The 26,790-nt window shown below is 35.8% G+C and carries 28 protein-coding genes and 1 pseudogene; 22 read left to right on the forward strand and 7 right to left on the reverse strand.

What is annotated here, in order from left to right; translation table 11 throughout:
- Nucleotides 1-37: 37 nt before the first annotated feature.
- Complete coding sequence (locus BWGOE10_RS05250) at nucleotides 38-337, forward strand: hypothetical protein (protein ID WP_070141201.1); 300 nt, start codon at nucleotides 38-40, stop codon at nucleotides 335-337.
- Between the two features lie 48 nt (nucleotides 338-385).
- On the opposite strand, the gene BWGOE10_RS05255 is transcribed toward BWGOE10_RS05250, so the two are convergent.
- Complete coding sequence (locus tag BWGOE10_RS05255) at nucleotides 386-1,231, reverse strand: hypothetical protein (protein WP_070141202.1); 846 nt, start codon at nucleotides 1,229-1,231, stop codon at nucleotides 386-388.
- Between the two features lie 231 nt (nucleotides 1,232-1,462).
- Here BWGOE10_RS05255 and BWGOE10_RS05260 point away from each other — a divergent pair, with 231 nt between their 5' ends.
- From BWGOE10_RS05260 to BWGOE10_RS05275, 4 genes are all read left to right on the forward strand, one after another.
- Entirely contained in the window at nucleotides 1,463-1,864 is a 402-nt protein-coding gene (locus BWGOE10_RS05260) for a BlaI/MecI/CopY family transcriptional regulator (RefSeq protein WP_000184503.1), read from the forward strand.
- Nucleotides 1,865-1,866: 2 nt separating this feature from the next.
- The gene (locus BWGOE10_RS05265) at nucleotides 1,867-3,804 is read left to right on the forward strand and encodes a M56 family metallopeptidase (protein ID WP_070141203.1); all 1,938 of its coding nucleotides are present in this window, start codon (nucleotides 1,867-1,869) and stop codon (nucleotides 3,802-3,804) included.
- Nucleotides 3,805-4,078: 274 nt separating this feature from the next.
- Complete coding sequence (locus tag BWGOE10_RS05270) at nucleotides 4,079-4,651, forward strand: TetR/AcrR family transcriptional regulator (protein WP_070141204.1); 573 nt, start codon at nucleotides 4,079-4,081, stop codon at nucleotides 4,649-4,651.
- Nucleotides 4,652-4,866: 215 nt separating this feature from the next.
- Complete coding sequence (locus tag BWGOE10_RS05275; protein ID WP_070141205.1) at nucleotides 4,867-7,965, forward strand: YhgE/Pip domain-containing protein; 3,099 nt, start codon at nucleotides 4,867-4,869, stop codon at nucleotides 7,963-7,965.
- Nucleotides 7,966-7,991: 26 nt separating this feature from the next.
- Here the strand turns inward: BWGOE10_RS05275 and BWGOE10_RS05280 are convergent, their stop codons facing one another.
- Nucleotides 7,992-8,423 carry a PH domain-containing protein gene (locus BWGOE10_RS05280; RefSeq protein WP_070141206.1) on the reverse strand — a complete coding sequence of 144 codons (432 nt, stop codon included), beginning with the start codon at nucleotides 8,421-8,423 and terminating at the stop codon, nucleotides 7,992-7,994.
- Between the two features lie 105 nt (nucleotides 8,424-8,528).
- Here BWGOE10_RS05280 and BWGOE10_RS05285 point away from each other — a divergent pair, with 105 nt between their 5' ends.
- Together BWGOE10_RS05285 and BWGOE10_RS05290 are read left to right on the forward strand one after the other, a co-directional pair.
- A complete protein-coding gene (locus BWGOE10_RS05285) occupies nucleotides 8,529-8,744 on the forward strand; it encodes a hypothetical protein (protein ID WP_070141428.1) in 216 nt (71 codons plus the stop codon).
- 36 nt (nucleotides 8,745-8,780) lie between these two features.
- Entirely contained in the window at nucleotides 8,781-9,086 is a 306-nt protein-coding gene (locus BWGOE10_RS05290) for a DUF2087 domain-containing protein (RefSeq protein ID WP_070141207.1), read from the forward strand.
- 38 nt (nucleotides 9,087-9,124) lie between these two features.
- Here the strand turns inward: BWGOE10_RS05290 and BWGOE10_RS05295 are convergent, their stop codons facing one another.
- A complete protein-coding gene (locus BWGOE10_RS05295) occupies nucleotides 9,125-9,466 on the reverse strand; it encodes a PH domain-containing protein (RefSeq protein ID WP_070141208.1) in 342 nt (113 codons plus the stop codon).
- 149 nt (nucleotides 9,467-9,615) lie between these two features.
- On the opposite strand from BWGOE10_RS05295, the gene BWGOE10_RS05300 reads away from it, so the two are divergent.
- Entirely contained in the window at nucleotides 9,616-10,125 is a 510-nt protein-coding gene (locus BWGOE10_RS05300) for a GNAT family N-acetyltransferase (RefSeq protein ID WP_070141209.1), read from the forward strand.
- A gap of 127 nt (nucleotides 10,126-10,252) precedes the next feature.
- Here the strand turns inward: BWGOE10_RS05300 and BWGOE10_RS05305 are convergent, their stop codons facing one another.
- Together BWGOE10_RS05305 and BWGOE10_RS05310 are read right to left on the reverse strand one after the other, a co-directional pair.
- Complete coding sequence (locus BWGOE10_RS05305) at nucleotides 10,253-10,777, reverse strand: DinB family protein (RefSeq protein ID WP_070141210.1); 525 nt, start codon at nucleotides 10,775-10,777, stop codon at nucleotides 10,253-10,255.
- Between the two features lie 92 nt (nucleotides 10,778-10,869).
- Nucleotides 10,870-11,811 carry a helix-turn-helix transcriptional regulator gene (locus BWGOE10_RS05310; protein WP_070141211.1) on the reverse strand — a complete coding sequence of 314 codons (942 nt, stop codon included), beginning with the start codon at nucleotides 11,809-11,811 and terminating at the stop codon, nucleotides 10,870-10,872.
- Nucleotides 11,812-12,005: 194 nt separating this feature from the next.
- Between BWGOE10_RS05310 and BWGOE10_RS05315 the strand changes: the two genes are divergently transcribed.
- Nucleotides 12,006-13,019, forward strand: a complete 1,014-nt coding sequence (locus BWGOE10_RS05315) for a LacI family DNA-binding transcriptional regulator (RefSeq protein ID WP_002087115.1) — start codon at nucleotides 12,006-12,008, stop codon at nucleotides 13,017-13,019.
- Nucleotides 13,020-13,058: 39 nt separating this feature from the next.
- Here BWGOE10_RS05315 and yhfH read toward each other — a convergent pair whose 3' ends face one another.
- Nucleotides 13,059-13,187 carry a protein YhfH gene (gene yhfH, locus BWGOE10_RS05320; RefSeq protein WP_000567010.1) on the reverse strand — a complete coding sequence of 43 codons (129 nt, stop codon included), beginning with the start codon at nucleotides 13,185-13,187 and terminating at the stop codon, nucleotides 13,059-13,061.
- A gap of 203 nt (nucleotides 13,188-13,390) precedes the next feature.
- On the opposite strand from yhfH, the gene BWGOE10_RS05325 reads away from it, so the two are divergent.
- The 11 genes from BWGOE10_RS05325 (at nucleotide 13,391) to BWGOE10_RS05375 (ending at nucleotide 24,080) form a co-directional block, all read left to right on the forward strand.
- The gene (locus BWGOE10_RS05325) at nucleotides 13,391-14,125 is read left to right on the forward strand and encodes an MBL fold metallo-hydrolase (RefSeq protein WP_070141212.1); all 735 of its coding nucleotides are present in this window, start codon (nucleotides 13,391-13,393) and stop codon (nucleotides 14,123-14,125) included.
- A 9-nt stretch (nucleotides 14,126-14,134) separates the two neighbouring features.
- Nucleotides 14,135-15,124, forward strand: a complete 990-nt coding sequence (locus BWGOE10_RS05330) for a lipoate--protein ligase (protein WP_070141213.1) — start codon at nucleotides 14,135-14,137, stop codon at nucleotides 15,122-15,124.
- Nucleotides 15,125-15,301: 177 nt separating this feature from the next.
- Complete coding sequence (locus BWGOE10_RS05335; protein WP_070141214.1) at nucleotides 15,302-15,727, forward strand: hypothetical protein; 426 nt, start codon at nucleotides 15,302-15,304, stop codon at nucleotides 15,725-15,727.
- Between the two features lie 164 nt (nucleotides 15,728-15,891).
- Nucleotides 15,892-17,424, forward strand: coding sequence for a fatty acid--CoA ligase family protein (locus tag BWGOE10_RS05340; RefSeq protein ID WP_070141215.1), 1,533 nt, complete (start codon nucleotides 15,892-15,894; stop codon nucleotides 17,422-17,424).
- Between the two features lie 111 nt (nucleotides 17,425-17,535).
- A complete protein-coding gene (locus tag BWGOE10_RS05345) occupies nucleotides 17,536-17,787 on the forward strand; it encodes a hypothetical protein (RefSeq protein ID WP_070141216.1) in 252 nt (83 codons plus the stop codon).
- Nucleotides 17,788-17,870: 83 nt separating this feature from the next.
- Nucleotides 17,871-18,902, forward strand: coding sequence for an S-layer homology domain-containing protein (locus tag BWGOE10_RS05350; protein ID WP_171903100.1), 1,032 nt, complete (start codon nucleotides 17,871-17,873; stop codon nucleotides 18,900-18,902).
- Nucleotides 18,903-19,135: 233 nt separating this feature from the next.
- A complete protein-coding gene (locus BWGOE10_RS05355; RefSeq protein ID WP_070141218.1) occupies nucleotides 19,136-20,191 on the forward strand; it encodes a sulfate ABC transporter substrate-binding protein in 1,056 nt (351 codons plus the stop codon).
- 34 nt (nucleotides 20,192-20,225) lie between these two features.
- Nucleotides 20,226-21,056: a sulfate ABC transporter permease subunit CysT gene (gene cysT / locus BWGOE10_RS05360; RefSeq protein WP_070141219.1), complete on the forward strand. Its 831-nt coding sequence runs from the start codon at nucleotides 20,226-20,228 to the stop codon at nucleotides 21,054-21,056.
- 11 nt (nucleotides 21,057-21,067) lie between these two features.
- On the forward strand, nucleotides 21,068-21,925 hold the full coding sequence (gene cysW / locus BWGOE10_RS05365) for a sulfate ABC transporter permease subunit CysW (RefSeq protein WP_070141220.1): 858 nt from the start codon (nucleotides 21,068-21,070) through the stop codon (nucleotides 21,923-21,925).
- Nucleotides 21,926-21,937: 12 nt separating this feature from the next.
- The gene (locus tag BWGOE10_RS05370; RefSeq protein ID WP_070141221.1) at nucleotides 21,938-23,011 is read left to right on the forward strand and encodes a sulfate/molybdate ABC transporter ATP-binding protein; all 1,074 of its coding nucleotides are present in this window, start codon (nucleotides 21,938-21,940) and stop codon (nucleotides 23,009-23,011) included.
- 124 nt (nucleotides 23,012-23,135) lie between these two features.
- Nucleotides 23,136-24,080 carry an Rpn family recombination-promoting nuclease/putative transposase gene (locus tag BWGOE10_RS05375; protein WP_070141222.1) on the forward strand — a complete coding sequence of 315 codons (945 nt, stop codon included), beginning with the start codon at nucleotides 23,136-23,138 and terminating at the stop codon, nucleotides 24,078-24,080.
- Nucleotides 24,081-24,127: 47 nt separating this feature from the next.
- Here BWGOE10_RS05375 and BWGOE10_RS33255 read toward each other — a convergent pair.
- Nucleotides 24,128-24,378, reverse strand: a pseudogene (locus BWGOE10_RS33255) (TetR/AcrR family transcriptional regulator); the annotation flags it as partial.
- A gap of 194 nt (nucleotides 24,379-24,572) precedes the next feature.
- On the opposite strand from BWGOE10_RS33255, the gene BWGOE10_RS05380 reads away from it, so the two are divergent.
- Complete coding sequence (locus tag BWGOE10_RS05380) at nucleotides 24,573-25,679, forward strand: metallophosphoesterase (RefSeq protein WP_070141223.1); 1,107 nt, start codon at nucleotides 24,573-24,575, stop codon at nucleotides 25,677-25,679.
- Between the two features lie 133 nt (nucleotides 25,680-25,812).
- Nucleotides 25,813-26,790: an HD domain-containing protein gene (locus BWGOE10_RS05385; protein WP_070141224.1), complete on the forward strand. Its 978-nt coding sequence runs from the start codon at nucleotides 25,813-25,815 to the stop codon at nucleotides 26,788-26,790.

The following is a 26,790-nucleotide window of genomic DNA, read 5'->3' on the forward strand; positions in this document are numbered from 1 at the left end:
TGAATATTCATTCTTAAATACAGGGAGGTGTAGACATATGGTAGCCCAAATAAATGGGAAATTAATGAATCAACTAGCGATTTTTTTTAGTACGATCGTCATGCTTCAGTTTGTAGCTGATATAACAGGGCTTACACAGAATCTAGATAGTATGTATTACTTAATGAATACAGCAACTTCCTATATAACGTTTAGTTTGGCAGTTATTTTTACTTTAATAGGCGCAAGAAGAGAATTAAGTAAATATGCAATTATTTCATTATGTTTAGTAGTAGGTATTAAAGCAATTTATTTTGCAGCGGTTGTTATTTTATGGGGATTGGCTGGTACGCCGTAAATGAATAAAAAAACCTAATTTCCAAGAAGACATGAGGAAATTAGGTTTTTATGCTTGAAACGCTTTTCTACATCGATCTCTTCTTTGTAGTCTTCTTTTGTACCTTTTTCTATCACGCTGTACGCCTTTTATATACATACATAGGCTAACGAAGAAGAAGAAGGCACATTGCATCGTTAATATGTACGGTGACATGCCATGTAACGGTTGCTTTGGGTCATATAAATGAAAAGGTGCTCCGCCTATTGTAGGGAATATTGTATTTAGCAGGACGTAAGGAATGGAGGCAACTGCAAATGGAAATAGAATTGCCATATAGTCCTTTTGTGACCACGCAGATGCAGCAAGTCCTAAAAGAGCCATTAAACCTGCAAATAAAAAATTAATTCCGATATATACAGTAATGTAAGTGAGAGGAGAATCGTAATATAAGTTTGCGAACATCCCATTATCATTTATGACGCCTGAACCAGCCGTCGGTTCTCCATCTGGAATAGTTAATTTACAAAATAATAACGATAAAATGAATGGAAACGTATAAAGAAGTCCTCCGCAAAAAAATGTAACGATATATTTCGTTACTGAATAAGGGAATAACGAAATTTCTTTACTTACAAACGGTTTAAAGCCATCTGACTTATCCGAGTTGTAACTTGTACTAAAGGGGAGACTCGCAATAACTGGCATTAATAATAAATAAACATCCATTTCATTGTCGCGAAATCCAATCCATTTAAAAGCTGTTGTTACAAACGCATCCGTTCCGTCTCCAACATAACGAATTACATAATAATAATGATAAATAGAAATAAGAGCTAATCCACTAAACATAATAATTAAAGAAACACGATTACAAAAAGCTTGCTTTATATTTAAACGAAGCGCACGCATCATGACTGAAAAAGCCTCCACTATTTTGATGAACTTGTCTATTTTCTATATTACTATTAATTGTAAAGATTTTCTTGTTTTTTTATTTGATTATTAGAAAAAGAGGAATTTTGTTGTTGTGAAGTAAGGTTTACATGTAATTGGTTTTTTTCTAAAATATGGTTGATAAATAAGTATTACATTTGTAATCTTTAAAGTAGATTACAAATGTAATACTTAGGAGTGAAACATACGATGACAAATCAATTACCTAAAATATCTGAAGCGGAACTAGAAATTATGAAAGTACTTTGGTCGAATTCTCCACAAACAGCGAATGAAATTATAGAGGAACTAGAAGATGCAATGGACTGGAAACCGAAAACAATCCGTACATTAATTAACCGGCTAGTACAAAAGGAAGCCGTTTCTTATCATCAAGATAAAGGGCGTATGTACGCGTATTATCCGTTAGTATCACAAGATAATTATTTACAAGTTGAAACAAAATCTTTACTAAAGCGTTTTTGCGGTGCGGCGTTTAAGCCTTTACTTGTCAATTTCTTAAAAGAAGAAAAATTGTCTTCAGAAGATATTAATGAGCTAAAACGCATTTTAGACGAGAAGACAGAGGAGAATAAGAGGAAGGATAGATAAAAATGATAGACATGCTTATAAATATATACCTTCCTCATTTTTTTGATTGGCTTATAGAAACGTCACTTATGGCCAGTATATTGGTTGGATTTATTTTATGTATAAAAGTTCTATTTAGAAATAAGTTGACGCCCCGGTGGCAATATATGCTGTGGATCGTATTAATGATAAGACTTCTTTTACCATGGTCACCAGATAGCTCTTATAGTATTTATTCATTACTTTCCTATAGTTCTAGTGTATCGGAAGTTATTCCAAAAAATATGCCGTCTACTGAGAGTATAGTGAACATAGAAACCAATCATACAGTGGAATTGGAATCAAATTCTGAAACTGTGACAAAAAATGGTGAACCTGAAGTAAACGCGAGTGCGGAACAACATACTACATTTTCTTTATACAAACTTGCTCTATATGTTTGGCTAGCTGGGGTAATCGTATTAGCAGTCATAACGTTTATTACAAATAGACGTTTATATTCTTACATAAAGAAACAAGCGGATATTACGGATGAACAGGTCGTTACAGTGTTTAATCGCTGTAAGCAGTCTATGAAAATGAAGAAGGCAGTTTCATTACGTCTAGCAGGAAAGATTGCGAGCCCAACTGTTTTCAGTTTCTTTCGTCCGAAAGTATTACTATCAAAAAAACATATGAAAGTATTAAATGAGCAACAATTACAATATGTCTTTTACCATGAGTTAGCTCATATTAAGAGAAACGACGTAGCTGTAAATTGGATTATGTACAGTTTGCTCCTATTAAATTGGTTCAATCCGATTCTTTGGTACGCCTATTTCTGTATGCGAGAAGATCAAGAATTAGCCTGTGATGCATATGCGCTTACTTTTATAGATAAAGAGGAGCAAATTGCATACGGTCATACAATTATTACTCTTTTAGAACATTATTCCTATCAAGCACCAAGCCTAGCAAATTTAAGTAGAAATAAACGAACACTGAAAAGGAGAATCGTTATGATTAAAAAGTTTCAAAAGAAATCGTATCGTCTTTCTTTACTTGGAATCATTGCTATAGCAGCTATAGCAGGCGGATTTTTATTAAATGCAAGGATAACTGAGGGAGATGAAAGACAGAAAGAAAAGGTTGTAGAAAAAAAGCAATCTAAAGCGGCTTTTGAAAAAGCGATAGAAACAGTATTAGGTACACCGGAGAATGCAAGTAGAGAATGGGGGATGTCAATAAAGTCATATAAAAGGAATACAGATTTTTTGTATTTGGCAGAAAAGAATTTTACAAAAGAAGAATTTGAGCAGTATGTTCAATTATTTAAGGAAGCGCAAGAAATTCATAAAAAAGCAATGGTTAAGAAAAATGTGCCTGAGAATTATGATGGAGATACAAAGGAATATAAACCTGAACGCTTGAAGAAAGCTGATCAAGAAAGACTAGCTACTATTGAGAAGAAATTAAAACCGCTTGGAGATAAGCTGGAGAAGTCTTTAACATATACTATAGAAGAAGCGAAAGATCATGTACCATTTCAAATTAAGCAGCCGACTTATATAACTGAAGGTTATGAGTTAAAGAGAGAATGGGCTGATTCATATTTTGGAAGAGATGTAGAATTAGTTATTAAATCAGAATATACAAAAGGGAAATATGGTTTTACAATTTATCAGTCAAGAATGTATGTAGGTGGTAATAAGGATCCACTACACTACATGATGCCTGGAGAAGAGGATCTAGAAAGTTATAGTTTAGATGGGAAAGGAATGGTATATAATAAATCTTCTCATGGAGAGGGTAAGTTAAGAGGCCTCAAAATGTTTGTACCAGCACAAGGTAAGAATAGTGAGTATCAAATTGTCATAGTGAATGATATTTTTACAAGAGATACAAAGATATACGAAGAGATAATCGATGATGAGCTAACTAAGAAAGAGATGGAGAAAATATTACTTTCTATGTCAAAATAAAAGACAGTGTTCTTAAACTTTTGGTTTTAAGAACACTGTCTATTTAATTAGATTTCTAGTGTGATTTAGCCAGCAATTATTATGAATATATTCTAGCTTTCCATACAAGTATAATTTTTGATACACTATGGACAGTATGATATAACTTGACTGGAATTTTTTTATACTGGGAATAACTAAAAAAGAGAACTTGTATAGAATGTAAGCGTGTGGTAATATCAAATATGTACTGATTGACTATATTATCCAATTGGTCATTTTTGGAGGTGACGATGTGGCTATAGATCGAAAACGTTCTATTATTGAAGCTGCAACAAAGTCTTTTTCAGCATTCGGTTATAAAGCAACGACGATGGATCAAGTTGCGAAGTTAGCAAATGTAGGAAAAGGAACAATTTATACTTTTTTCAAAAATAAAGAAGAACTATTTGGCGAAATTATTTCTAATTTAATTACAGAAATGAAGCAAGTTGCAGAAAATGCAATTCGTTCAGATGTTTCATTTTTTGAAAATGTACATAAGGCATTATATAGCATCTTAGAATTTAGAAAAGAACATCAGCTCATGATTAAACTAATTCAAGAAGAGCGTGATATGGGAACGAAAGAAGTACAAGAAGTGATGCAACAAGTAGATGTGGAAATCGTTTCTGTCATTCAAGCTTATTTAGAGATTGCGATTGAAAAAGGTGAAATTAGCAAGTGTGATCCAGAAATTACAGCATTTATTATGCTTCGCCTATACGTGTCTCTTATTTTTGATTGGGAAAAAAATCATGAACCGTTAGAAAAAGAGAAAATATCGGAATTATTCGAACTTTATTTATTAAAAGGATTGTCAAACTAAGATAATCCTTTTATTTTTATAAAAAGTGACCAATTGAACAAAGTGGTCATATATTTATTTTAGGAGGGATAATAGAAATATTCACTTCATATTAAGGAAAAGTTGCATAGTATAAATTCGGGGATAAGGCATATGTATGAATAAGTATAGCCTTTTTATTTGGATAAAAATGACCAAAAAATGATTTTGGTCATTTTTAAAAAGGGGGATAAATTATGAGATGGCATAAGTTGCTTAGTAAAGAATTTGCAGAGATTATAAAAAGTAAAAAAATATTAATCCCAATCATTGCGGTTTTATTTGTACCGATTTTATATGCGGGTATGTTTTTATGGGCTTTTTGGGATCCGTATGAACAGCTAGATGACTTGCCAGTTGCGGTAGTCAATTTAGATAAAGGTGCAGAACTTGATGGGAAACCAATTGAGGTCGGGAAAGGGCTCGTTGATAACTTAAAAGATAATAAAAGTTTTAAATGGGAATTTGTAAGTGAAAAAGAAGCGAAAGAGGGAATGGAAGGTAGAAAGTATTACATGTTAGTACGTATTCCAGATGACTTCTCAAGTAACGCTACAACGTTATTAAAAGACGATCCGAAACCATTAAACTTAGAATACATTCCAAATGAAAGTTTAAACTTCTTATCTTCACAAATTGGCGGAACAGCAATTGAAAAAATTAAAGGTGAAGTATCAAGCACGTTAACGAAAACATATGCAGAGAAAATGTTTGATTCCATTAAAGACGTCTCAAAAGGATTAGCAGATGGAGCGGACGGAGCAAATAAGTTACATGACGGAGCTAGTGAGTTGCATGATGGATCAAGTAAAGTGACGGAGGGGCTCCAGACACTTCAAGGGAAATCTGGGGAGATACAGGCTGGTGTAGGGAAACTATTTGATGGATCTGGTCAGGTAACAGATGGATTGCATACGTTGCAAGGAAAGTCTGGAGAAATGACAACAGGTATTAATAAATTGTTAGATGGATCTGGTCAGGTAACAAGTGGATTGTATACGTTACAAGGGAAGTCTGGAGAGATGACAATTGGTATTAATAAATTGCTAGATGGATCTGGAAAGGTAACAGATGGCTCAAGTAAAGTAACGAATGGTTTAAATATGTTAAACAGTAAAACAGGAGAAATGAAGATTGGAATTACTGAGTTGTTAAATGGAACAGGACCGCTTTACGGTGGTTCTAGTCAAGTTAATAGTGGTTTAAATGTGTTAGTTAATAAATCGGGTGAGTTACAAAAAGGGATAGGAAATCTTTCTAATGGCTCAGGTCAATTGTATGGTGGTTTAAAAGAATTAGAGGATAAATCTATTGAATTAAATAATGGTTTGAAAGGTGTTTCTACAGGTTCTAACAAGTTGCAAAAAGGTACAGGCGAACTTTCAAGTGGTCTAGAGAAACTAGATGGGGAAAAAGGTCGACTAGAAGAAGGGGCACAAAAAATTCAGCAAGGGTTGCAAGATTTAAATAATCAAGTACAAAGTGTTGTAACCGATCAATCAAATGTACAGAAGTCGTCAAATACAGTACAACAAGTAAATACAGAAATAAATAAAGCAGCGGAAAGCGTTGGACAACTAAAAGAAGGTTCTCTATCTAATGTAGAGATTGCAAATCAAACAACAAAAGATGTCGCAGCTTTGAAGGAACAAATTGCAAGTCTACCACAAGAATATCAAGATAAGTTAGAACCATTTATAGAAAATGTTAAGAAAGACACAGAGACAGTTCAAAAGAAATCAACAGAATTTGTCAGTGCAACAAGTACAGTGAATAAAAATGTATCACAGTTAAAAAATGTAATGAATGAAGAGGGGGCACCAATAAAGGTATCAACTCCAGAAAATCTAAAGGGTCTAGTGGCTGGTATCGAAAAATTAGCAAAAGAGCAAAAAGAATTTGTAACTAATTTCCAAGGGTTCGGTAAAGGGTTAGGGGAAGCGAAACTTGGAGCAAATAATGTAGCAGAAGGAAGTAAAGAATTTAATGCTGGTGTTAGTAAATTGGCTGAAAATGGGCCGAAGCTTGTAAGTGGCGTTAATGAATTGAAAGATGGTGCAGGTAAGCTAAATGGTGGTTTAGGTGAATTATCTACAGGATCCAATCAATTAATTACAGGTGTAAATCAATTAGCTGATGGCTCTGGAAAAGTGACAAGTGGTTTAGGAAAACTAAATGGTGGCTTAGGTGAATTATCTAGTGGTGCTAATCAAATGGCTGGAGGAATAAATCAGTTAGCAGGTGGATCTAGCCAGGTCACAGAAGGCTCAGGTCAAGTAACAACAGGCTTAGGCACATTATCAGGAGGAACAGGCCAATTAGTCGATGGAGTAAACAAGCTAGCAAATGGCTCAAGTCAAGTAACAACAGGCTTAGGTACATTATCAGGAGGAACAGGCCAATTAGTTGAAGGAGTAAACAAGCTAACAAATGGCTCAGATCAAGTAACAACAGGCTTAGGAACATTATCGAGTGGTTCAACCCAGCTAATCGACGGAGTAAATAAACTAACAGACGGCTCTGGAAAAGTGACAGACGGGCTCGTAAAGGTAAATGATGGATCAGGTACACTGGCTGAGAAACTTGGTGAAGGTGCAGAAAAAACAGGAGAAGTAAAAGGTACGGATAAAACGTATGATATGTTTGCAAGCCCAGTAAAAGTGAAGACGGAGAAAATGGCGGAAGTTCCAAACTATGGAACAGGATTCACACCATATTTCTTATCACTCGGTTTATTCGTTGGGGCATTACTATTATCTATCGTATACCCATTACGCGATACAGTTGGCGTTCCGAAATCAGGATTCAGCTGGTTTATTAGTAAGTTTGGTGTTTTACTATCAGTCGGTATTATTCAAGCAATAGTAGCAGATGTCATATTACTGTTCTGGTTAGGTGTAGAAGTACAAAGTATTCCATACTTCATACTCTTTAGTATTGTTACGAGTTTAGCGTTTATTTCATTAATTCAATGTTTAGTAACAGCATTCGGTGATGCAGGACGTTTCATCGCCATCATTACATTAATTATTCAGCTTACAACAAGTGCTGGAACATTCCCGCTAGAATTGATTCCGAAGTATTTACAACCATTTAATGCTTGGTTACCGATGACATACTCTGTATCAGGATTGAAAGCAGTCGTATCAAGCGGAGACTTTAACTTCATGTGGCAAAACATTGGAATACTCATGATCTTTATCGTTGTATTATCACTTGGAACAATCGCTTCATTAACTTGGATGCATAAACGACAATTTAAAAATATTGCTGAAAATCAATCGGTTGAAGCGTAGAAAAAAGCACCTTTTCGGTGCTTTTTTTATTGTAATGCAGGGCATCTTTTCTGTAGTTCGGATATGAATCTTTCAGGATCTTTCGGTGAGATTTTTACACTTCCTAAAGCTCCTGACGTATAAAAGATTTCATAACAATCTTTTGAAGAGAGAATACGGTATCCAATTAAAATGTTATCTGTTTTCGAGATATTCGTTATATGGCCGTACGGAATTTTACTTCGAAATGGGCCACCTTTCACGAATAAGTAATCTTCATAGAATGTATATGTAATAGAAAAGGAGCACCATAATAGGAAGCCAGAAGATATAAAGAAAATAGATAGTAGAATGTATGCATCTGTTGTAGTAGCTTCATCATCAAATATGAGAGGAAGTATTGTTACAGCGCCAGTGGTGAAAATAGCGAAACTGATGATAGACAAGAAGAATGTATCCATTTTAGAGTGAAATGTCATTTGTATCCCTCCTTCTCCTTGATTTTACCATATTTCATGTGTAGGCTAAATAAAAGGACAGGAATTGCAACCATTTGAACAGAAGTATATTACATGGGAGTTGATATGATGAAAGGAAATCTTACTTATTATTTTATTGTAAATCCGCTAATAATCTTTCTTGTTTACGCCCTTTCACCTATCTTGTTTCATAAAGAGGAATATACAAGTATGAAAGATACATTTGGAATACTTTTATTCTACTATGTGCTAATTAGTGGCTATTACTTTATGGATGTTGTAAGTGAAAGAATAAAGAAAAATGGTAAGGACAAACAATAAAGTTTTATTACATCAAAATTGATGGAGGATAACAAAATGACTGAAAGCGAAATGAAATTCAGGGATACGACCATTCGTAACTTTTTAGATAAAGAGGATCGTTTAAAATCGATTCCAGGTCAAAAGAAGAAAAAACTAGTATTGTTAGAGCATTTAGTTAGCAAGTTAAACGCTGAAAATCAATATACAGAAAAAGAAATTAATACATTCATAAAACAATATCATGATGATTTTTGTACGATTAGACGAGAATTCATAGTGCATGGATTTATGGATCGAGAGGATAATATGTACCGTATAAATGGGAGAGAAGTATGGACGAAGTGGGAGGAATTAAAATAATGAATCAGCGGGGTATCCCCACTGATTAGTATCTCGCGCTAGTCTTGCATTTTTCTTTGTAGTAAGTCTATGAACTCTTCAATATTTGAACTTGTAATGTATCCCAACGTTATATATTCATCTTCATAATAAAATATTATTTTTTTGTCAAAGATTCTTCTCTTCGTTTCTATAGATAGAATTTTTTTATACTCAAATTCGGCAATTAATGTATTTTTATGTTGGCCCAAAAAGAGAAGTCTTCTGTTAGTAGCAAATAACATACCTGGATACGGGACTTTATGCATATTAATATAGTCAGTAAGTGAACATTTTAAAGTAGAGACAATAACTTCGTCTTTATATAATAGTTGTTTTGCAGCTGTTAAAATTGGATTCATTGTATACATTCCCTTTATATAGATGTAAGGATATTGTATCAAAAGTGAAAAGATTCTCAATATGTAATGTTGCATATTGAGCGTTTTAGATGTTCTTAGTTTGATAGATTCAGTATTAGTCTTTTAAGAAAAAGGTAAGAGGTGATTCGGTGATACGATTAGCAATAGAGGTTGATGCGGAATCAATTATGGATATTAGAAAAGAAATTATATTATCGGAAACTACTACAAAGTTTTTTATAGTATCTCCAAATAAAGTACCAAATGATATTGATTTAGAAAGAGACAAGATACGGAAGAGTAAGGAAAAAGGTAATCTTTACATAGTTTATGAAGTAGATAATAAGGTGGTCGGCTTTTTACTTTTCAATCGCTATGAACTAGAACGCTTACGACATGCAGGTACAATGGGAATGGGGATTAGAGAGGCTTACTGTAATCAAGGCATTGGTATGAAGCTAATTGAATTTCTTATTAGCTGGGCTAAAGGGCAGAAAGGTTTAGAGAAAATTTGCTTAGGTGTAGTTTCTATTAATGATAGGGCAATTAAAGTGTACAAACGTATTGGCTTTGTAGAAGAAGGAAGACAAAGAAAGCAAATTAAATATGAAGATGGATCATATGGAGACGATGTATTGATGGGTTTTTATATTGAATAAAAAGAGGGATGTTCTGTTAGTAGTAAGCAACATGCGTGGATACGGGATTTTCTGAGTAATCGCATAGTTAGTGAATATTTTAGTGAAGAGACTGCCAATATTGGCAGTCTCTTTGTAGTGGAAATGTTTACACTGAGCAAACCTTAAGTTCCAGCCGATCTTTCTGACGAAGATGATGAGCGAAATGCATAGAAATAAGCTGGAACCATTCTACTGCATTTAAGTACCCAAGTCCAGGATGCTCCACTTTACAATCATTTGGAATAGAAGCAAGTATTGGTTCAATGTTTTTTACAGCTGTAATTAATTTTAGAAAACGCTCCTGTATCTCTTCTTTGCTTGATGGATTTTCAGGTGTGTATCCAGGTCGATTCGGTATTTTTATTTGTATAGGAGGGAAAGCACCCATTGTATATACTTTTTCACCCATATCCGTTTTTTTGTTAGCTACAGAGGGCACTTCAGTTCTACATTTCGCGATTGCATCTAACTGCATATATGTAGCAGCTAGCAGATGGTTATACATTTGACCGAGCGACCATTCTTCTTCAGAAGGTTTTTGTCTAAATTGTTCAATCGTATATTTGTCTAATTCCTTCACATAATACGTTGCTAAACTTTCAAATTTCTCTAACATAACGGTACTGTTCATATTATTAGCTCCTTTTTATGAAAATGTATTTGTTAATATCTACTATAAGGGAGGGCTACTGACAACATTATGTCAGTAGGGAAATGGAAAAATTAAAGTTTTAACATTTTTTTCGCTTCATCACGGATTTTCTCAGAAAGAATTGTTGGCTCTAGTACTTGCACTTGGCTCCCCCAGCTTAATACCCATTGAAATACTTCATCTATACTTCTTGATTTCAAAAAGACATGAAAACCATTATCTTTATGCTCGTATGAATCTATAAAAAAGTATCGTGATTCAACAATTTTATGTGCAATATGTGCTGGGAATAATAAATGGATCGTAACAGTTCGATTGTTTTCAGGTTGATAGTCTTGTAAAGAAAAGTCCTTCGGTTTTGTAAAAAATTCTTGTTCTTGCAGTAATGTATCCATACGGTCTAAGCGAAAATTACGTATTTGTTTTCGTAGTAAACAGTGAGCAACGATGTACCAAATTCCTGAAATGTTGACTAAACCGTAAGGATGAACGGTACGTTTTGTTTTTGTAGTTTCTCTCGGTTTACGATACGAAAAAGAGATAGATTGCTCTCTTTGAATAGCTTCTTGTAACAAGAAAAGTTGGCTCTCTAGTTTTTCTTGCTCGGCTTGCTGGTTTGAAAATATAGGAGAAAGGAAACGGAAAGTTCCTCGCAATTCCTCAATTTTCTTTTGTTGATCAGTAGGGAGGACTATCTCAAGTTTCTCTTTTGCTGATTGCGCATGTACAGAAAAAGAAGAGGTGAAAGCTTTCTCAATATAATCACCGCCCAATAAAAGAGTAACGGCCTCTTCTGGCGTAAGCTGAATGGGTGGTAAGAAATAACCATCCATTAATGAATAGCCGTGACCAGGCATTGAAAAAATGGGAACGCCGGATTCGCTGAGTGCGTCCATATCTCGATAAATAGTGCGTATACTTGTTTCAAATTTTTCAGCTAAGCTTTGTGCTGTAACGGTTTGTTTTCTTTGTAATTCAATTAATATAGCTAATAAACGATCCGTCCGATTCATGAAATATCATCCTTTATTTTATAAATATTCTTATTGTGAAATTCTAAAAGTAGTGTGTAATTTCCTGCAGTTAACAGACTTTTCCCTATGTATAATATTAATATAGTAAAATCATAAGAACCTGTATTGCAGTTTCCAATAATATACTATATAATCAGGATAAGAAAACGTTTTCATGCAAAGGGGGAAATTTCGTGTCGACTATCGAGGACGTGGCGAAATTAGCGGGGTTATCAAGGACAACGGTTTCTAGGGTGATTAATAATCATCCATATGTTTCAGATGAGAAGAAAAAAAGGGTTCAATTAGCAATGAAGCATTTAGGCTTCGTTCCTAATTCTGCGGCGAGAAGGCTTCGTAAACAAAAAACAGAAACAATTGCGGTGCTTGTTCCAAGGATTACAAATCCTTTTTTTAGTAGATTTATTGAAGCAATCGAGATTGCTGCTTCTGAACATAAATATAAACTGATTATTTGTCAAACAAGATATTTACCGGAAAAAGAGATGGAGTATTTACAATTATTATCTACGAAACAAGTAGATGGGATTATTCTATGTTCACTAGAAAATCCATGGGAGAATGTGGAGCCATACTTGCAACACGGTCCAATCGTGTTATGTAATGAATATATTGAGGAAGCAAATGTTCCAACAGTGAAGTTCGATCATGCGCAAGGTGCATACATAGCTGCCAATCATGTATTAGAACAGGGATATCGTAATCTTATTTTTTGCCGTGGTAACGAAACCAAAGTTGTTAGCCAACAGCGAAAAATGGGCTTTTTACGCGCTATTACTGAAAAGAGTAGAGAAGTGGAAGCGATCGATTTTCTTGAAAACGCTTTCTCTTGGGATGATGGAAAACGAATATTCAATGAAGTATTAAAGGACAAAAAAAATCCTACCGCGATTTTGGCAGGAGGCGACGAGGTTGCAGCTGGAATTATTTCAGAGGCGAAACGCCATGGTTGGAGTATTCCAGAAGATCTCGCTGTGATCGGTTTTGATAATCAAATTTTAGCGCAGATTACAGAGCCAGGTATTACGACAATTGAACAGCCAATCGACGAGATGGCCCGAAAAGTTGTCGACTTAATGATGGATAAAATCCATACGAAAAATTATCGACAAAAAGAATTGTATGAGTTTGAACTGGAGCTCTTGGTGAAAGGTTCAACGATGAAGGATACGATGTTATTAGCCTAGTAGACTATGTCTGCTAGGTTTTTTTATGTTCACAAACTACTATTCTTCGTGAACGCAATCGTCACATTTGTTATGGTATGCTTCGTGTTGCTCATCAATTTCTTTCCCGCAGTGTGCACAAGTTTTCGTCGGTAAATTTCTGAAAAACTCCATTGGTTGATCGATCATGTCAATCCCTCCATTTCCATTTCTTACTATCATTGTATTAGTACAAAAAATAAAAGTCAATAACTGTTTTATAACAAAATTGAAAATTAATGAAAAAGTTTAGGAAATGGATTATAGTTAACAATGTAGGATGTAGGTAAAAAACTTTCTCAAGTACGGAGAAAAACTGCATTGTTACTCGGTTTTAGAAAGGATGGATACATATGAAAATGACTGTTGTCGGCTTTTGGGGCGGCTTTCCAGAAGCGGGAGAAGCAACGTCGGGGTATTTGTTTGAACACGATGGTTTTCGTTTACTTGTAGACTGTGGTAGTGGTGTACTAGCACAGCTTCAAAAATATATAACACCATCTGATATAGATGCAGTTGTATTGTCGCACTATCATCACGATCATGTTGCAGACATTGGGGTGTTGCAATATGCGAGATTAATTACGAGTGCGACAAAGGGACAACTACCGGAGTTACCGATATACGGTCATACGTTTGATGAGAATGGATTCCATTCTTTAACGCATGAACCACACACGAAAGGAATCGCATACAATCCAGAAGAAACACTTCAAGTTGGACCGTTTTCGATTTCATTTTTAAAAACTGTTCATCCTGTTACATGCTTTGCGATGCGTATTACAGCCGGCGATGAAGTAATTGTATACAGTGCAGATTCAAGTTATATTCCTGAATTTATTCCATTCACGAAAGATGCTGATCTTTTCATTTGTGAGTGTAATATGTATGCACATCAAGAAGCGGCAAAAGCAGGGCATATGAATAGTACAGAAGTAGCAAGTATTGCGAAAACTGCGAATGTAAAAGAACTTTTATTAACGCACTTACCGCATACAGGCAATCCATCTGATTTAGTAACAGAAGTAAAACAAATTTTCAGTGGCCACATTACGCTAGCGCATAGTGGTTACATCTGGAATTCATGAGGTGATATGATGTTATTTATTGATAATAAAGGGATTACAGATCCTACGATAAACTTAGCCATTGAAGAATATTGTGTGAAGAATTTAGATATTAACGAAACATATTTACTGTTCTACATTAATGAACCTTCGATTATTATTGGTAAAAACCAAAACACAGTAGAAGAAATTAATGCAGATTATGTAAAAGAACAAGGTATTCACGTTGTTCGTCGTCTATCAGGCGGAGGCGCAGTATATCATGATTTAGGAAACTTAAACTTCAGCTTTATTACGAAAGATGATGGAGACAGTTTCAGCAACTTTAAAAAATTCACAGAACCTGTAACGAAAGCGCTTGGTAAATTAGGCGTAAATGCAGAACTAAGTGGTCGTAACGACATTTTAGCTGAAGGAAGAAAAATTTCAGGTAACGCGCAGTTCTCAACGAAAGGCCGTATGTTCAGTCACGGTACGTTACTATTTGACTCTGAAATCGATCACGTTGTATCAGCACTAAAAGTGAAAATGGATAAGATTCAATCAAAAGGAATTAAATCAATCCGTAGCCGCGTTGCGAATATTACAGAGTTCTTAAACGAAAAAATGACGACAGAAGAGTTTAGACAACTTCTTCTAGAAACAATTTTCGAAGGAGAAACAGAAATTCCAACGTACGAATTAACAGAAGAGGATTGGAAAGAAATCCATAAACTTTCTGAAGAGCGCTACCGCAATTGGGACTGGAACTACGGAAAATCTCCGAAGTTCAACTTACAACATTCACACCGCTTCCCAGTTGGACAAGTTGACGTTCGTCTAGAAGTGAAAAAAGGAACAGTAACAGAATGTAAAGTTTACGGTGACTTCTTCGGTTCACTAGATGTTCATGACATTGAAGAACGTCTAACAGGCGTACAGTTTGATAAAGATGCATTCGCTGTAGCTTTAGAAGGCGTAGATATTGCACGCTACTTCGGTAATATTACAACAGAAGATTTCTTACATTTATTCTTCTAAAAATGAGGGAGGCTGTCATAAAGGGCAGCCTCTTTCTTTTTGTGTGGATTGTCAGTTTTGGTTTCGAGTTGCGGCTGATATAATTTCACTTATCACAAAAAGCTTCCACAAAACTTATACTTTCAGGAAACCTGCCCCTTATAAAGGAATATACATAATAAAAGGAGGCGGATCGAAATGAAAAGAGTAATGTACGTTGTATTATTGCTTAGCTTCGTCTTCGGAATGACAGCATGCAACGATGAAACTCCTTCAAATGAGATAAATTTGTCTATTGGAAAACCAGCGCAGGATAATGTCATATATTTTACACATACAGATAGCGAACGAAAGATAAATGACATACAGACCATTTTTCAAAATAAGAAGTGGGTTAGAAACGAAACGTTTAGTGTGGTTGGTAAAACTCCAGATGTCGTCTTTGAAATAAATGAAAACAATAAAGGATTACCGTCATTATATGTTACAGTGTACTTTCATGAAAATGGAGCGGACGCGATCAACTTGTATGGAGAGTATACGAGTTTAAATAAAGAGGAACTTGATAAACTTAGAGAAAAGATGAGTGCATATTATCTTAAAATGATTTCTGTCTTAGTTTAATAATTTGCTGGCAAGTGGAATCACCTTATTTTTTCAAAGTTATTCAATAGGAAGTACTCCGTGTATATGCAGTTAATAGAATATTACTTGCCACTTTAATTTTCTTTTAATATAATTAATTTAGAATTTTTAAATATTCTAAATTTTATAAAGGTGGGATTTGTGTGAATCTCGTTCAATCTTTGGCTGAAACGGCAAAAAAGAAGGGGGATAAACCGGCGTACATATTTATGGATCAGTCGGTCTCGTATGACCAATTAAACAAAGTAGTCACTAGGTTTTCTAGCAATTTAGCAAAAATGGGCATTGGAAAAGGGGACAATGTCGCATTAGCTGTAGGCAATTCACCACATTTTTTAGTAGGTTTATACGGAACAATGAAAGCCGGAGCAACTGTCATTCCGATTAATCCAATTTATACAGCAGACGAAATACATTATATTTTACAAAATGGAGATGTAAAAACAATCATCGTACTCGACGTCCTTCTACCTGTTATACAATCTCTTACAACAAGACTTCCTTCACTTGAAAATATCATCATATGCGAAACCTCATCAGATTTTAATCATATAGAAACCGAAAAAATGAAAACGTTTACTAGTTTTGTAGGAACTGGAGATGCAACTTACGAAGGTCCGGAACTAGATGAAGAAGATGTAGCGGTTATCCTCTACACTTCAGGCACAACTGGAAAACCAAAAGGTGCAATGTTAACACATAAAAATTTATATAGTAACGCTAGCGATGTTGCATCATATTTACAATATACTGCCGATGATCGCGTCGTTGCGGCGTTGCCGATGTTCCATGTGTTCTGTTTAACAGTCGCAGTAAATGCGCCGATTGTTAATGGTGCGACAATTTTAATGTTACCGAAGTTTAGTCCGAAAGAAGTATTCCGTATTTGTCGTACATATGAACCAACGATTTTTGCTGGTGTACCAACGATGTATAATTACTTATATTTATTTGAAGAAGCAAGCGCAGAAGATGTGAAGACACTTCGTCTTTGTATTTCAGGTGGTGCGTCAATGCCTGTTGCTCTTCTGCAAAACTTTGAAAAACGTTTTGGTGTAATCGTTTCAGAAGGATACGGTTTATCAGAAGCATCACCAGTTACTTGTTTTAACCCGTTAGACCGTCCTCGTAAACCAGGATCAATCGGTACAAATATTTGGCACGTAGAAAATAAAATTGTGAATGAACTTGGTGAAGAAGTACCTGTTGGTGCAGTTGGGGAGTTAATTGTTCGCGGACCTAACGTTATGAAGGGTTACTACAATGCGCCAGAAGATACTGCGGCGACACTAAAAGATGGCTGGCTGTATACAGGTGACTTAGCGAAAATGGATGAAGAAGGTTACTTCTATATCGTTGATCGTAAAAAAGATATCGTCCTAGTTGGCGGTTATAACGTATATCCTCGTGAAGTAGAGGAAGTATTATATACTCATGATTCGGTAGCAGAAGTTGTCGTAATCGGTGTTCCTGACGAAAACTTAGGAGAAGCAGTGCGAGCTTACGTCGTTCTGAAACAAACGAGCGTAACAGAAGAAGAGCTTATGCATTACTGCACGTTACATTTAGCGAAATATAAAGTGCCAATGAGCATTGAGTTTTTAACAGAATTGCCGAAGAATACAACTGGTAAGTTGTTAAGAAGAGCTTTGAGAGAGAAGGCATTGCAAGTATAAAAATGGGGCAACCATCTTTAACAAGGTGGTTGCCTTTGTATTTTTTAGCATTGGCTAAGCTATGATGCCATATATTTAAACCGTAATATGACCAAAAGGGAGGAGATATACGTGGAGCAGAAGGAATTACGTTTGCGGAGAGTTCAATATCTTATTTGTGACATTATGGATGAAATGAACGCTGAAAATGAGAAGAAAAACTTAGAAATCTTGCAGCAAGTCATTGATCATCTTTCAGGTGCGATAGGTGATTTAGTCGATCCATCAAGCACGTATTCTATCGATTATTTAGAAAGGAAAGTTCATACGGCCCATTACTTACTTTTTAAAAACGAGCGAAAAGCGTACTTATGTAGGAAATAATATTATTATTTTTATTTGACATTGATAATCATTATCAATATGATGGTTATGTTGGGTATATTCATATAAAAGGAGATGTCATGTTGATAATGATTAAGAAAAAATATGTTAATGCGTTCGTTATAGCAGCAACTTTAGCAGTTCCATTTAGTGGTATTATGGCACCGATTGCGAAAGCAGAAGCGGCAGTAGAAATAAAAGCAGCTAGCAAACTAGCAGATGGCACATATGACGTTATTTTCAAGACTTATAAAGATCAAACAAATGATACATCAGTTGCTTCTACATATTTAAAAAATGCTAAAGTAACCATTCAAGGTGATAAGAAAATCGTTACGTTAACAGTTCAAGATAGTAGCTATTTCCAGTATCTTAGAGTAGAAGATACAAATAAAGTAGGGACATTCCATGATGTAAAAGTGATTTCTGAAGATAAAGCAAATAACGGTACGAAAGTAGTTCAATTTGAAATCGATGAGTTCTCGAAAAAATATAATATGCAAATGCATATATTAATTCCAGCAATTAAATATGACCATAAATATCAAGTACAGTTTGAAATCGATGCGAGTGCGATTGAAAAGAAATCTAAATTCTCCGATGTACCGACTTGGGCACAAGAGTCAGTTCAATATTTAGTAGATAAAGAAGCAGTACACGGTAAACCAGATGGTACATTTGCTCCAGCTGAAAATATCGATCGTGGTTCAGCGGCAAAAATATTAGCTACTGTTTTAGGATTAGAAATTAATAAAGATGCGAAGCCATCATTCCGTGATGCACAAAATCATTGGGCTACACCGTACATCGCAGCAGTTGAAAAAGCAGGTATTGTAAAAGGTGATGACAAGGGTAACTTTAATCCGAGTGGACTAATTAACCGTGCATCAATGGCTTCTATGCTTGTGACTGCATATAAATTAGAAAGAAATGAAAATATAAAGCTACCAAAAGAATTTGCTGATTTAAATGACCATTGGGGCGCGAAGTATGCGAACATTTTAATTCAAGAAAGCATTTCAGCTGGAACAGATAATGGATGGGCTCCAGATAAATCGGTAAGCCGAGCAGAAGCAGCTCAATTTATTGCGAAGGCGGATAAGTTAAAGAAATAAATCGAAACTAAAATCAGTGGGATTCCATTCCCACTGATTTTTAGCATGCATGGAGTTTCTTATATAATAAATTTAAATTCCGAGTTGACACATGTGAATTGCGGAATTAAAATGAAAAGAAATCAAACAGAATACAATAGAAGCTCATCAGAGAAACTGAAGGCGCACAACGTTCACTTTTGTGAATAGATTGTGTGCCTTTTTCTATTGTACAAACTAAGGGGGCTTTATATATGAAACAGTGGAGTAAGACAGCATTAATGAAAAGTACAGGTGTTTTATTATCAGCATTTGTTCTTTTGTCGGGATGTGGCTCGGCAACATCCACTAACAGCTCTGAAGGAAGTGCAGATAAGAAGCCAATTGAACTTTTAAATGTTTCATATGATCCAACGCGTGAGTTATATCAAGATTTTAATAAGGACTTTGCGAAGTATTGGAAAGAGAAACATGGCCAAACAGTAACTGTAAAACAATCACACGGCGGATCTGGAAGTCAGGCGCGCTCCGTTATTGACGGTTTAGAAGCGGATGTTGTAACACTAGCACTCGCTTATGATATTGACGCGATTAGTAAGAAAAAACAGTTGGCAGAAGATTGGCAGAAGCGACTTGCGGATAATTCAACTCCTTACACATCGACCATTGTATTTCTCGTTCGAAAAGGCAATCCGAAAGGGATTAAAGATTGGGATGATTTAACGAAAAAAGGTGTGTCCGTCATTACACCGAATCCGAAAACATCTGGAGGAGCACGCTGGAATTATTTAGGGGCGTGGGGATATGCGCTGAAGAAGTATAACAATAGTGAAGATAAAGCGAAAGAGTTTGTCGGTCAAATTTATAAAAACGTAGAAGTACTTGATTCTGGTGCACGCGGGGCAACGACAACTTTCGTTGAAAAAGGAATTGGTGATGTGTTAATTGCGTGGGAAAATGAAGCGTTATTATCCCAAAAAGAACTTGGAAAAGATAAATTCGAAATTGTAACACCTTCAATTAGTATACTAGCAGAACCACCAGTAGCTGTTGTAGATAAAGTAGTTGATAAAAAAGGAACGAAAAAAGTAGCAGAAGGGTACCTTGAATATTTGTATTCAGAAAAAGGGCAAGAAATTGCAGCGAAAAACTTTTATCGCCCTCGTAATGAAAAAATAGCAGAAAAGTACGCATCACAATTTCCGAAAGTTCAATTATTTACAGTTGATGAACTATTTGGCGGATGGAAAAAAGCGCAAGAAAAACATTTTAATGATGGAGGCGTATTCGATAAAATTTATCAAAAATAATGCGCGCTGCTAAAGGGTGATGAGGTGAAGGAATATGAGGAAGAAAAAACGTGTGTTACCGGGATTTGGATTATCTCTTGGATTTACAATGCTCTATATGAGTTTATTCGTACTTATACCACTTTCTATCGTATTTATTCAAACTTCGCAGCTAGGCTGGAAGAAGTTTGCTGGGGTTATAACGAGTGAGCGCGTTTTGCATTCATATCAAGTGAGTTTCACAACTTCACTTGCTGCAGCAGTTGTAAATGCCATTTTCGGTTTATTAATTGCTTGGGTACTCGTTCGATACACATTTCCAGGGAAACGGTTGTTAGATGGATTAATTGATTTACCGTTCGCTCTGCCGACAGCTGTAGCTGGTATTACGCTTACAACGCTATATGCGGAAAATGGCTGGGTTGGAAAAATATTTAGTGTGTTTCATATAAAAGTAGCTTTTACCCAGCTAGGAATTATTATTGCACTGACGTTTATTGGCTTACCATTTGTCGTCCGAATGGTGCAACCAGTACTGCAAAGTATTGATAAAGAAGTAGAAGAAGCAGCTTCTAGTTTAGGAGCGTCACGCTTTCAAATATTTGTGAAAATCATTTTACCAGAAATATTCCCAGCTCTGCTTGCTGGTTTTTCACTCGCATTTGCGCGGGCGTTAGGGGAATATGGATCTGTCGTTTTTATAGCTGGAAATATGCCGATGAAAACAGAAATTGCACCACTTATGATTATGACGAAACTAGAACAATATGATTATGCAGGGGCAACAGCAGTAGCGGCTGTGATGCTTATCATTTCTCTCCTTTTCCTTCTTCTTATTAACATGATTCAAACTTGGAGTAGAAGGCATGAACTAAGAAATGAATAGGAGGAGAGAAAATGGAACCAACATTATTAGAAAAGAAAATAGTAAAAAGCGTGTCAGCTAAAAAAGAATCTAAACTTGTACCAATTCTATTAATTACGATAACAATGTTATTTTTATCTCTCTTTCTATTACTCCCGCTCGTGACAATTTTTATGAAAGCTTTTGAACGGGGAATTGATGTATATATTGCCGCTGTAACAGATCCAGAAGCATTTTCAGCAATCAGGTTAACGCTTCTCGTTGCATTAATCGTTGTGCCGCTTAATACGATATTCGGAATAGCAGCGGCTTGGCTTATTACAAAGTTTCACTTTAAAGGAAAGCAACTATTATTATCACTTATTGAATTGCCGTTTGCAGTATCACCAGTTATCGCGGGGTTAGTGTTCGTTTTACTTTTTACACCGAGAGCTGCTTTTGGTGGGTGGCTATTGGAACATGGTGTAAAACTCATTTTCTCTGTCCCAGGTATTATCATTGCAACGATATTCGTAACGTTCCCGTTCGTTGCACGTGAATTAATCCCGGTTATGCAGGCGCAAGGGAAAAGTGAAGAAGAGGCAGCTCTGTCACTTGGTGCAAGCGGATGGAAAATGTTTTGGCATGTTACGCTTCCGAATATAAAATGGGGTCTTTTATACGGAATGATCCTATGTAACGCCCGCGCCATTGGTGAGTTCGGCGCCGTTTCCGTTGTGTCTGGTCACGTGCGCGGCGTTACAAATACGATGCCGCTTCATATTGAAATTTTGTACAATGAATATCAATTTTCAGCAGCGTTTGCGGTGGCGACTTTAATGTCATTACTTGCAGTTCTTACGCTCGTTATAAAAAACTGGATTGAATGGAGAATGGAAAAAAGGCAATAAGGAGGGATTGCGGTGAGCATTCAAATTCAAAATGTATCAAAACAATATGGCACATTTCAAGCGCTGACAGACATTCATTTGGATATTCCAAAAGGTGAACTGGTCGCTTTATTAGGTCCATCAGGTTCTGGAAAAACGACGTTATTACGAATTATTGCAGGACTAGAAGAAGCGGATGGAGGTTCGATTTCTTTTGATGGAGAAGATTTAACAGATATTCATGTGAAAAATCGGCAAGTCGGTTTCGTCTTCCAGCATTATGCACTTTTTAAACATATGAACGTGTTTGAAAATGTCGCTTTCGGTTTAAAAGTAAGAAAGAAAAGCTTAAGACCTTCAGCAGAGGCAATAGAAGAAAAAGTAACAGAACTATTGAAACTTGTAAAAATGGATGGCTTTGCAAAACGATACCCAGCGCAATTATCTGGCGGACAACGACAACGTATTGCACTAGCCCGGGCACTTGCAGTCGAACCGAAAATTTTATTACTTGATGAACCGTTCGGTGCACTTGATGCAAAAGTACGAAAAGAATTACGGAGATGGCTCCGGAAATTACATGACGAATTTCAAATTACGAGTGTATTCGTAACACATGATCAGGAGGAGGCGTTAGACGTTGCAGACCGCATCGTTGTAATGAATGAAGGGCGTATTGAACAAATGGGAACGCCGGAAGAAGTGTATGAAAATCCAGCAAGCCCATTCGTATATGACTTTTTAGGAAACGTAAATTTATTTCATGGCCGCGTTCATAAAGGTAAGCTAAATGTAGGGTCGGTGGAACTAGAAGCACCAGAGCATAAGCACGTTTCAAATGTAGACGGAGTGGGATATGTAAGACCACATCATCTTTCAATTGCCCGTACGAAACAAAGTATAGACGCCATTCCGGCGAAAGTAACATACTCACATGCAGTTGGACCTGTCGTATATGTGGAATTAAGACGCGACGGAACAGAGGAATATTTAGAAGCAGAAATTAGTAAAGAACAGTTTAGACAGCTGAACATTCAAACGGGTGAGTTTGTATACGTACATCCGAAAGAAGTGAAGGTGTTTATTCCGGAGGATTTTGTTATTTAATAGTGAGAAGCCGCACCTATATGGGTATTTGTAGGTGCGGCTTTTCTTTGTTTGCGTGAATGTTATATTTGTATGTACAATGTAGAAGAGAACTTGTCATAGATATAATAAGGAGAGGAATGCCATGTCCAAACAATTAGTAAATTTGCGGATTGATTTTGCCTTTAAACAGTTATTTGGTACGAGTGGTAACGAAGATATTCTTATTACTTTCTTAAATGCTATGTTACAAGAGTCGTTAGAATCACCTATTACATCGTTACAGCTAAAAGATCCACATTTGCACAGAGAATATGAGGATGACAAATTGTCGATTTTAGACGTATCAGCCACATTAAATACTGGTACGAAAGTGAACGTAGAAATTCAGTTTAATAATACTCATAATATGATTAAAAGAAGTTTGTATTATTGGGGAAAGTTATATACTTCGCAATTAAAAAAAGGGATGCCATACAGCTCACTTCGTAAAACGATTACCATTAACTTATTAAATTATATTATATTTCAGGAGGATGAAGAATTTCATACGACAGGAAATCTATGGAACAAGGAGCAGAATCAGTTACTTAGTGATGATATAGAAGTCCATGTTGTTGAGATACCTAAATTGATGGAGCAGTGGCGACAAGAAAAAGTTAATCCGTGGGAAAATCCATTTGCTCGTTGGTTGTTATTATTACCGGCCAATGAAGATGAACATTTAACTCAACAATTGGAGGATATTGCGATGAATCAAGATCCAATTCTACAAAAAGCAATAGATAAATGGGAACAAATGAGCCAAGACTCTTCTTTCCGAGAAGCGTATGAAGCAAGGGAAAAAGCTTTAATGGATGAAGCTGCGAAGTTCGCTTATGCAGAGGAAGAAGGGATGAGACAAGGGTTTGAAAAGGGAATGAAAGAAGGAATAGAAAAAGGAATAGAAAAAGGAATAGAAAACGGAATACAACAAGGGAAAATACAAATGATTAAAGAAATGCACGGGCTTGGCTTGCCATTTGAAACAATTGCTAAGGTGAGTAAATTAAGAGAAGTAGAAGTGAAACGTATATTACAGGTAACATAAATAACAAAGGAAGATTTGAATTTCAAATCTTCCTTTGTTATTTTTTTTATATTCCTCCTCATCAACTCCCCAACCTGCGTCGCAACAAACGCAACATCACTATCAATTTCTTCTAACACGTAAGATTCCAAAATCCCCATTACAGCGGTCCCTAAAAATTTTAAAGCGATGTGTTTATCAATGTTTTTATTGATAGACGTATTTGTATGTGATTTTTTTCAATTTCACCCAAGATGAAAGTTAATAACTTTTTCTGAAATGATAATGTACTGTTATTTTTAAACAATGCCGCGAAAAATGTTGTTACAAAGAAAATGTGTGATTAAATGCAAGAGGATCACAAGGAGTAGGTTTTTACGAAGAAAATCTGTAAAAGTAACTTTGTTTTGTAGTAAATACAAGAGCTTTATTATCGTTCGTTTGAAGTGCTTAATATTTACGTTAAACGTGCATAACAAGATATAATAGAAGAAATCAATAAGGGGGCTAGCTGTGAAGAATCTTCGTTATTTCAATATATTTACTATGTTAATTGTATACACACTACTTATGTTTTACATTGGCTGGAACGGATGGGTTTGGCTTCATGCAGTATTTGGCTGGGAGTCTTGGGGATATTACGCTTTTGTAGTCGGATTTATTTCATATGCGTATATTCTCGTGCAAGTGTTTAAGTTCCTTCCATTCCTACGAACGATTGGTTCGATTTGGTTTGCGGTAATACAATATGCGCTTATGCTGTTGCCGCTTGCTGATATTACAGTTTTCCTTCTACAGTTTTCAATGGAGACAGAAACAGCAATTATTTGGACAGGGACGGCCGTGTTAGTTACATTTATCTTTATCTTTGCGTATGGAGTATTTAATGCATATAGCCCGGTAGTAAGAAAGTACGAAGTGCACATATCGAAAAAGGTAGAAGGTCGTAAAAGTTTACGTATTGCGATGGCTTCTGATATGCATTTTGGTAAACTGTCTGGTGTTGCTCATTTAAAAAGACTTGTCCGTCACGTAAATGAAATGGAGCCTGATATTATTCTGTTACCAGGTGATATTATAGATGACCATCCAGGAGTATTCATTCAAAAAAACATGGGGCCTATTATGAAACAAATGAAAGCTCCATTAGGCGTATACGGTGTGTTAGGAAACCACGAATATTACGGCAGAGCGGTTCCGGAATTTTTGCAGGAGATGGATAAAATCGATATTCGTATTCTTTTAGATGAAGTGATCACAATTGAAGATAACTTTTATCTCATTGGAAGAAGAGATAAAACAGAGCGTGATCGTCAAAGCTTTGAAAGTTTAATGAGTACTGTGGATTTATCGCTTCCTGTTATTGCGATGGATCACCAGCCATTTGAATTAAAGCAGGCAGCGGATGCCGGCGTAGATTTACTATTATCCGGCCACACGCACCGCGGACAAATGGCGCCGAATCATATTGTGACGAGAAGAATGTACGAACTAGACTGGGGATACGTACAAAAAGGTGCATTCCACGCCATTGTTTCTTCTGGATTCGGATTTTGGGGACCACCGCTAAGACTTGGAAGTAGGTCAGAGATTGTGCAGGTAGAGGTTACATTTGAATAGGATTATGAAATAGAGAGCTGATGGTTCTCTATTTTTTTCAATAAAAACAAATAACAATAAATATCTCTGTTGGTGCTAATTTCATAAAAGAGGTACGATTATAAGACTCGGCTGAGATAAAGGGGGATTATAAGTGGTTATAACAGATGTAATATACGGAGAATGTGAAGTGGATCCAGTGTTAGAAGAGTTGATTTTAAGTAAGTCTGTGCAAAGACTGAAAGGAATTCATCAAGCAGGAGCAAGTTACTTAATGAACGAGAAATGGAATGTAACGCGCTTTGATCATTCAGTTGGTGTTATGTTGTTAATAAAAAAACTTGGTGGTTCAGTAGAAGAACAAATTGCTGGTTTACTGCATGACGTATCGCATACTGCTTTTTCTCATGTGATTGATTACGTTTTTGATAATATAAATGAAAGTTATCATGAAGAAATATTTAGCTCTGTTGTGAAAAACTCAGAAATTCCAGCTATCCTTGCGAAGTATGGTTATAACTATGAAGATATTTTATTAGATGATTCGAAGTGGACATTACTTGAAAGATCCGCGCCAGAATTATGTGCAGACCGAGTGGATTATACATTACGGGATATGTATACGTATGGATATGTTTCTTTAGAAGAGGTTCACAGATTTTTAGAGGATGTCATCGAAGTAGATGGAAAAATGGTCCTTCAAAATATCGAAATGGCTGAATGGTTTACAGAAACGTATTACAAAGAAGTAATCGATTTCTTTATGAAACCAATTAATATTTACGGAAATGATATGTTAGCTAAAACGCTAAAGTTAGCTCTACATAAAAAGGTTATTCATACAGATGACTTTCTTCTTGAAGATGAGGAATTAATTTCGAAATTGCAGCTATGTAAAGATCCAGAAGTACGTGCTTTATTAAGCAAAGTTCATCCAAATGTAAAAGTAAAAGAAGATAGAAATGATTATGATTTATATCAGAAAAATAAAGTACGCCTTATTGATCCGCCGTTACTTCGTGAAGGGAAAGTCGTTCACTCGTCTGTTGTGTCAGAAAGAATAAAACAGATGAGTAATATCGCTTATGAAAAAGCGGTGAGAGGGATGTATGTGAAAGTGATTTTGGATTGA

This window comes from Bacillus mycoides, from assembly GCF_001757995.1.
Classification (GTDB): Bacteria; Bacillota; Bacilli; order Bacillales; family Bacillaceae_G; genus Bacillus_A; species Bacillus_A mycoides_B.

Coding starts and splice junctions, on each gene's coding strand:
- cysT (WP_070141219.1), top strand. CDS start 20,226: ATGAGGAAGAAAAAACGTGTGTTACCGGGATTTGGATTATCTCTTGGA.
- BWGOE10_RS05375 (WP_070141222.1), top strand. CDS start 23,136: ATGTCCAAACAATTAGTAAATTTGCGGATTGATTTTGCCTTTAAACAG.
- BWGOE10_RS05250 (WP_070141201.1), top strand. CDS start 38: ATGGTAGCCCAAATAAATGGGAAATTAATGAATCAACTAGCGATTTTT.
- BWGOE10_RS05260 (WP_000184503.1), top strand. CDS start 1,463: ATGACAAATCAATTACCTAAAATATCTGAAGCGGAACTAGAAATTATG.
- BWGOE10_RS05285 (WP_070141428.1), top strand. CDS start 8,529: ATGATGAAAGGAAATCTTACTTATTATTTTATTGTAAATCCGCTAATA.
- BWGOE10_RS05330 (WP_070141213.1), top strand. CDS start 14,135: ATGTTATTTATTGATAATAAAGGGATTACAGATCCTACGATAAACTTA.
- BWGOE10_RS05335 (WP_070141214.1), top strand. CDS start 15,302: ATGAAAAGAGTAATGTACGTTGTATTATTGCTTAGCTTCGTCTTCGGA.
- BWGOE10_RS05275 (WP_070141205.1), top strand. CDS start 4,867: ATGAGATGGCATAAGTTGCTTAGTAAAGAATTTGCAGAGATTATAAAA.
- BWGOE10_RS05355 (WP_070141218.1), top strand. CDS start 19,136: ATGAAACAGTGGAGTAAGACAGCATTAATGAAAAGTACAGGTGTTTTA.
- BWGOE10_RS05305 (WP_070141210.1), bottom strand. CDS start 10,777: ATGAACAGTACCGTTATGTTAGAGAAATTTGAAAGTTTAGCAACGTAT.
- yhfH (WP_000567010.1), bottom strand. CDS start 13,187: ATGATCGATCAACCAATGGAGTTTTTCAGAAATTTACCGACGAAAACT.
- BWGOE10_RS05280 (WP_070141206.1), bottom strand. CDS start 8,423: ATGACATTTCACTCTAAAATGGATACATTCTTCTTGTCTATCATCAGT.
- BWGOE10_RS05310 (WP_070141211.1), bottom strand. CDS start 11,811: ATGAATCGGACGGATCGTTTATTAGCTATATTAATTGAATTACAAAGA.
- cysW (WP_070141220.1), top strand. CDS start 21,068: ATGGAACCAACATTATTAGAAAAGAAAATAGTAAAAAGCGTGTCAGCT.
- BWGOE10_RS05290 (WP_070141207.1), top strand. CDS start 8,781: ATGACTGAAAGCGAAATGAAATTCAGGGATACGACCATTCGTAACTTT.
- BWGOE10_RS05325 (WP_070141212.1), top strand. CDS start 13,391: ATGAAAATGACTGTTGTCGGCTTTTGGGGCGGCTTTCCAGAAGCGGGA.
- BWGOE10_RS05265 (WP_070141203.1), top strand. CDS start 1,867: ATGATAGACATGCTTATAAATATATACCTTCCTCATTTTTTTGATTGG.
- BWGOE10_RS05255 (WP_070141202.1), bottom strand. CDS start 1,231: ATGATGCGTGCGCTTCGTTTAAATATAAAGCAAGCTTTTTGTAATCGT.
- BWGOE10_RS05295 (WP_070141208.1), bottom strand. CDS start 9,466: ATGAATCCAATTTTAACAGCTGCAAAACAACTATTATATAAAGACGAA.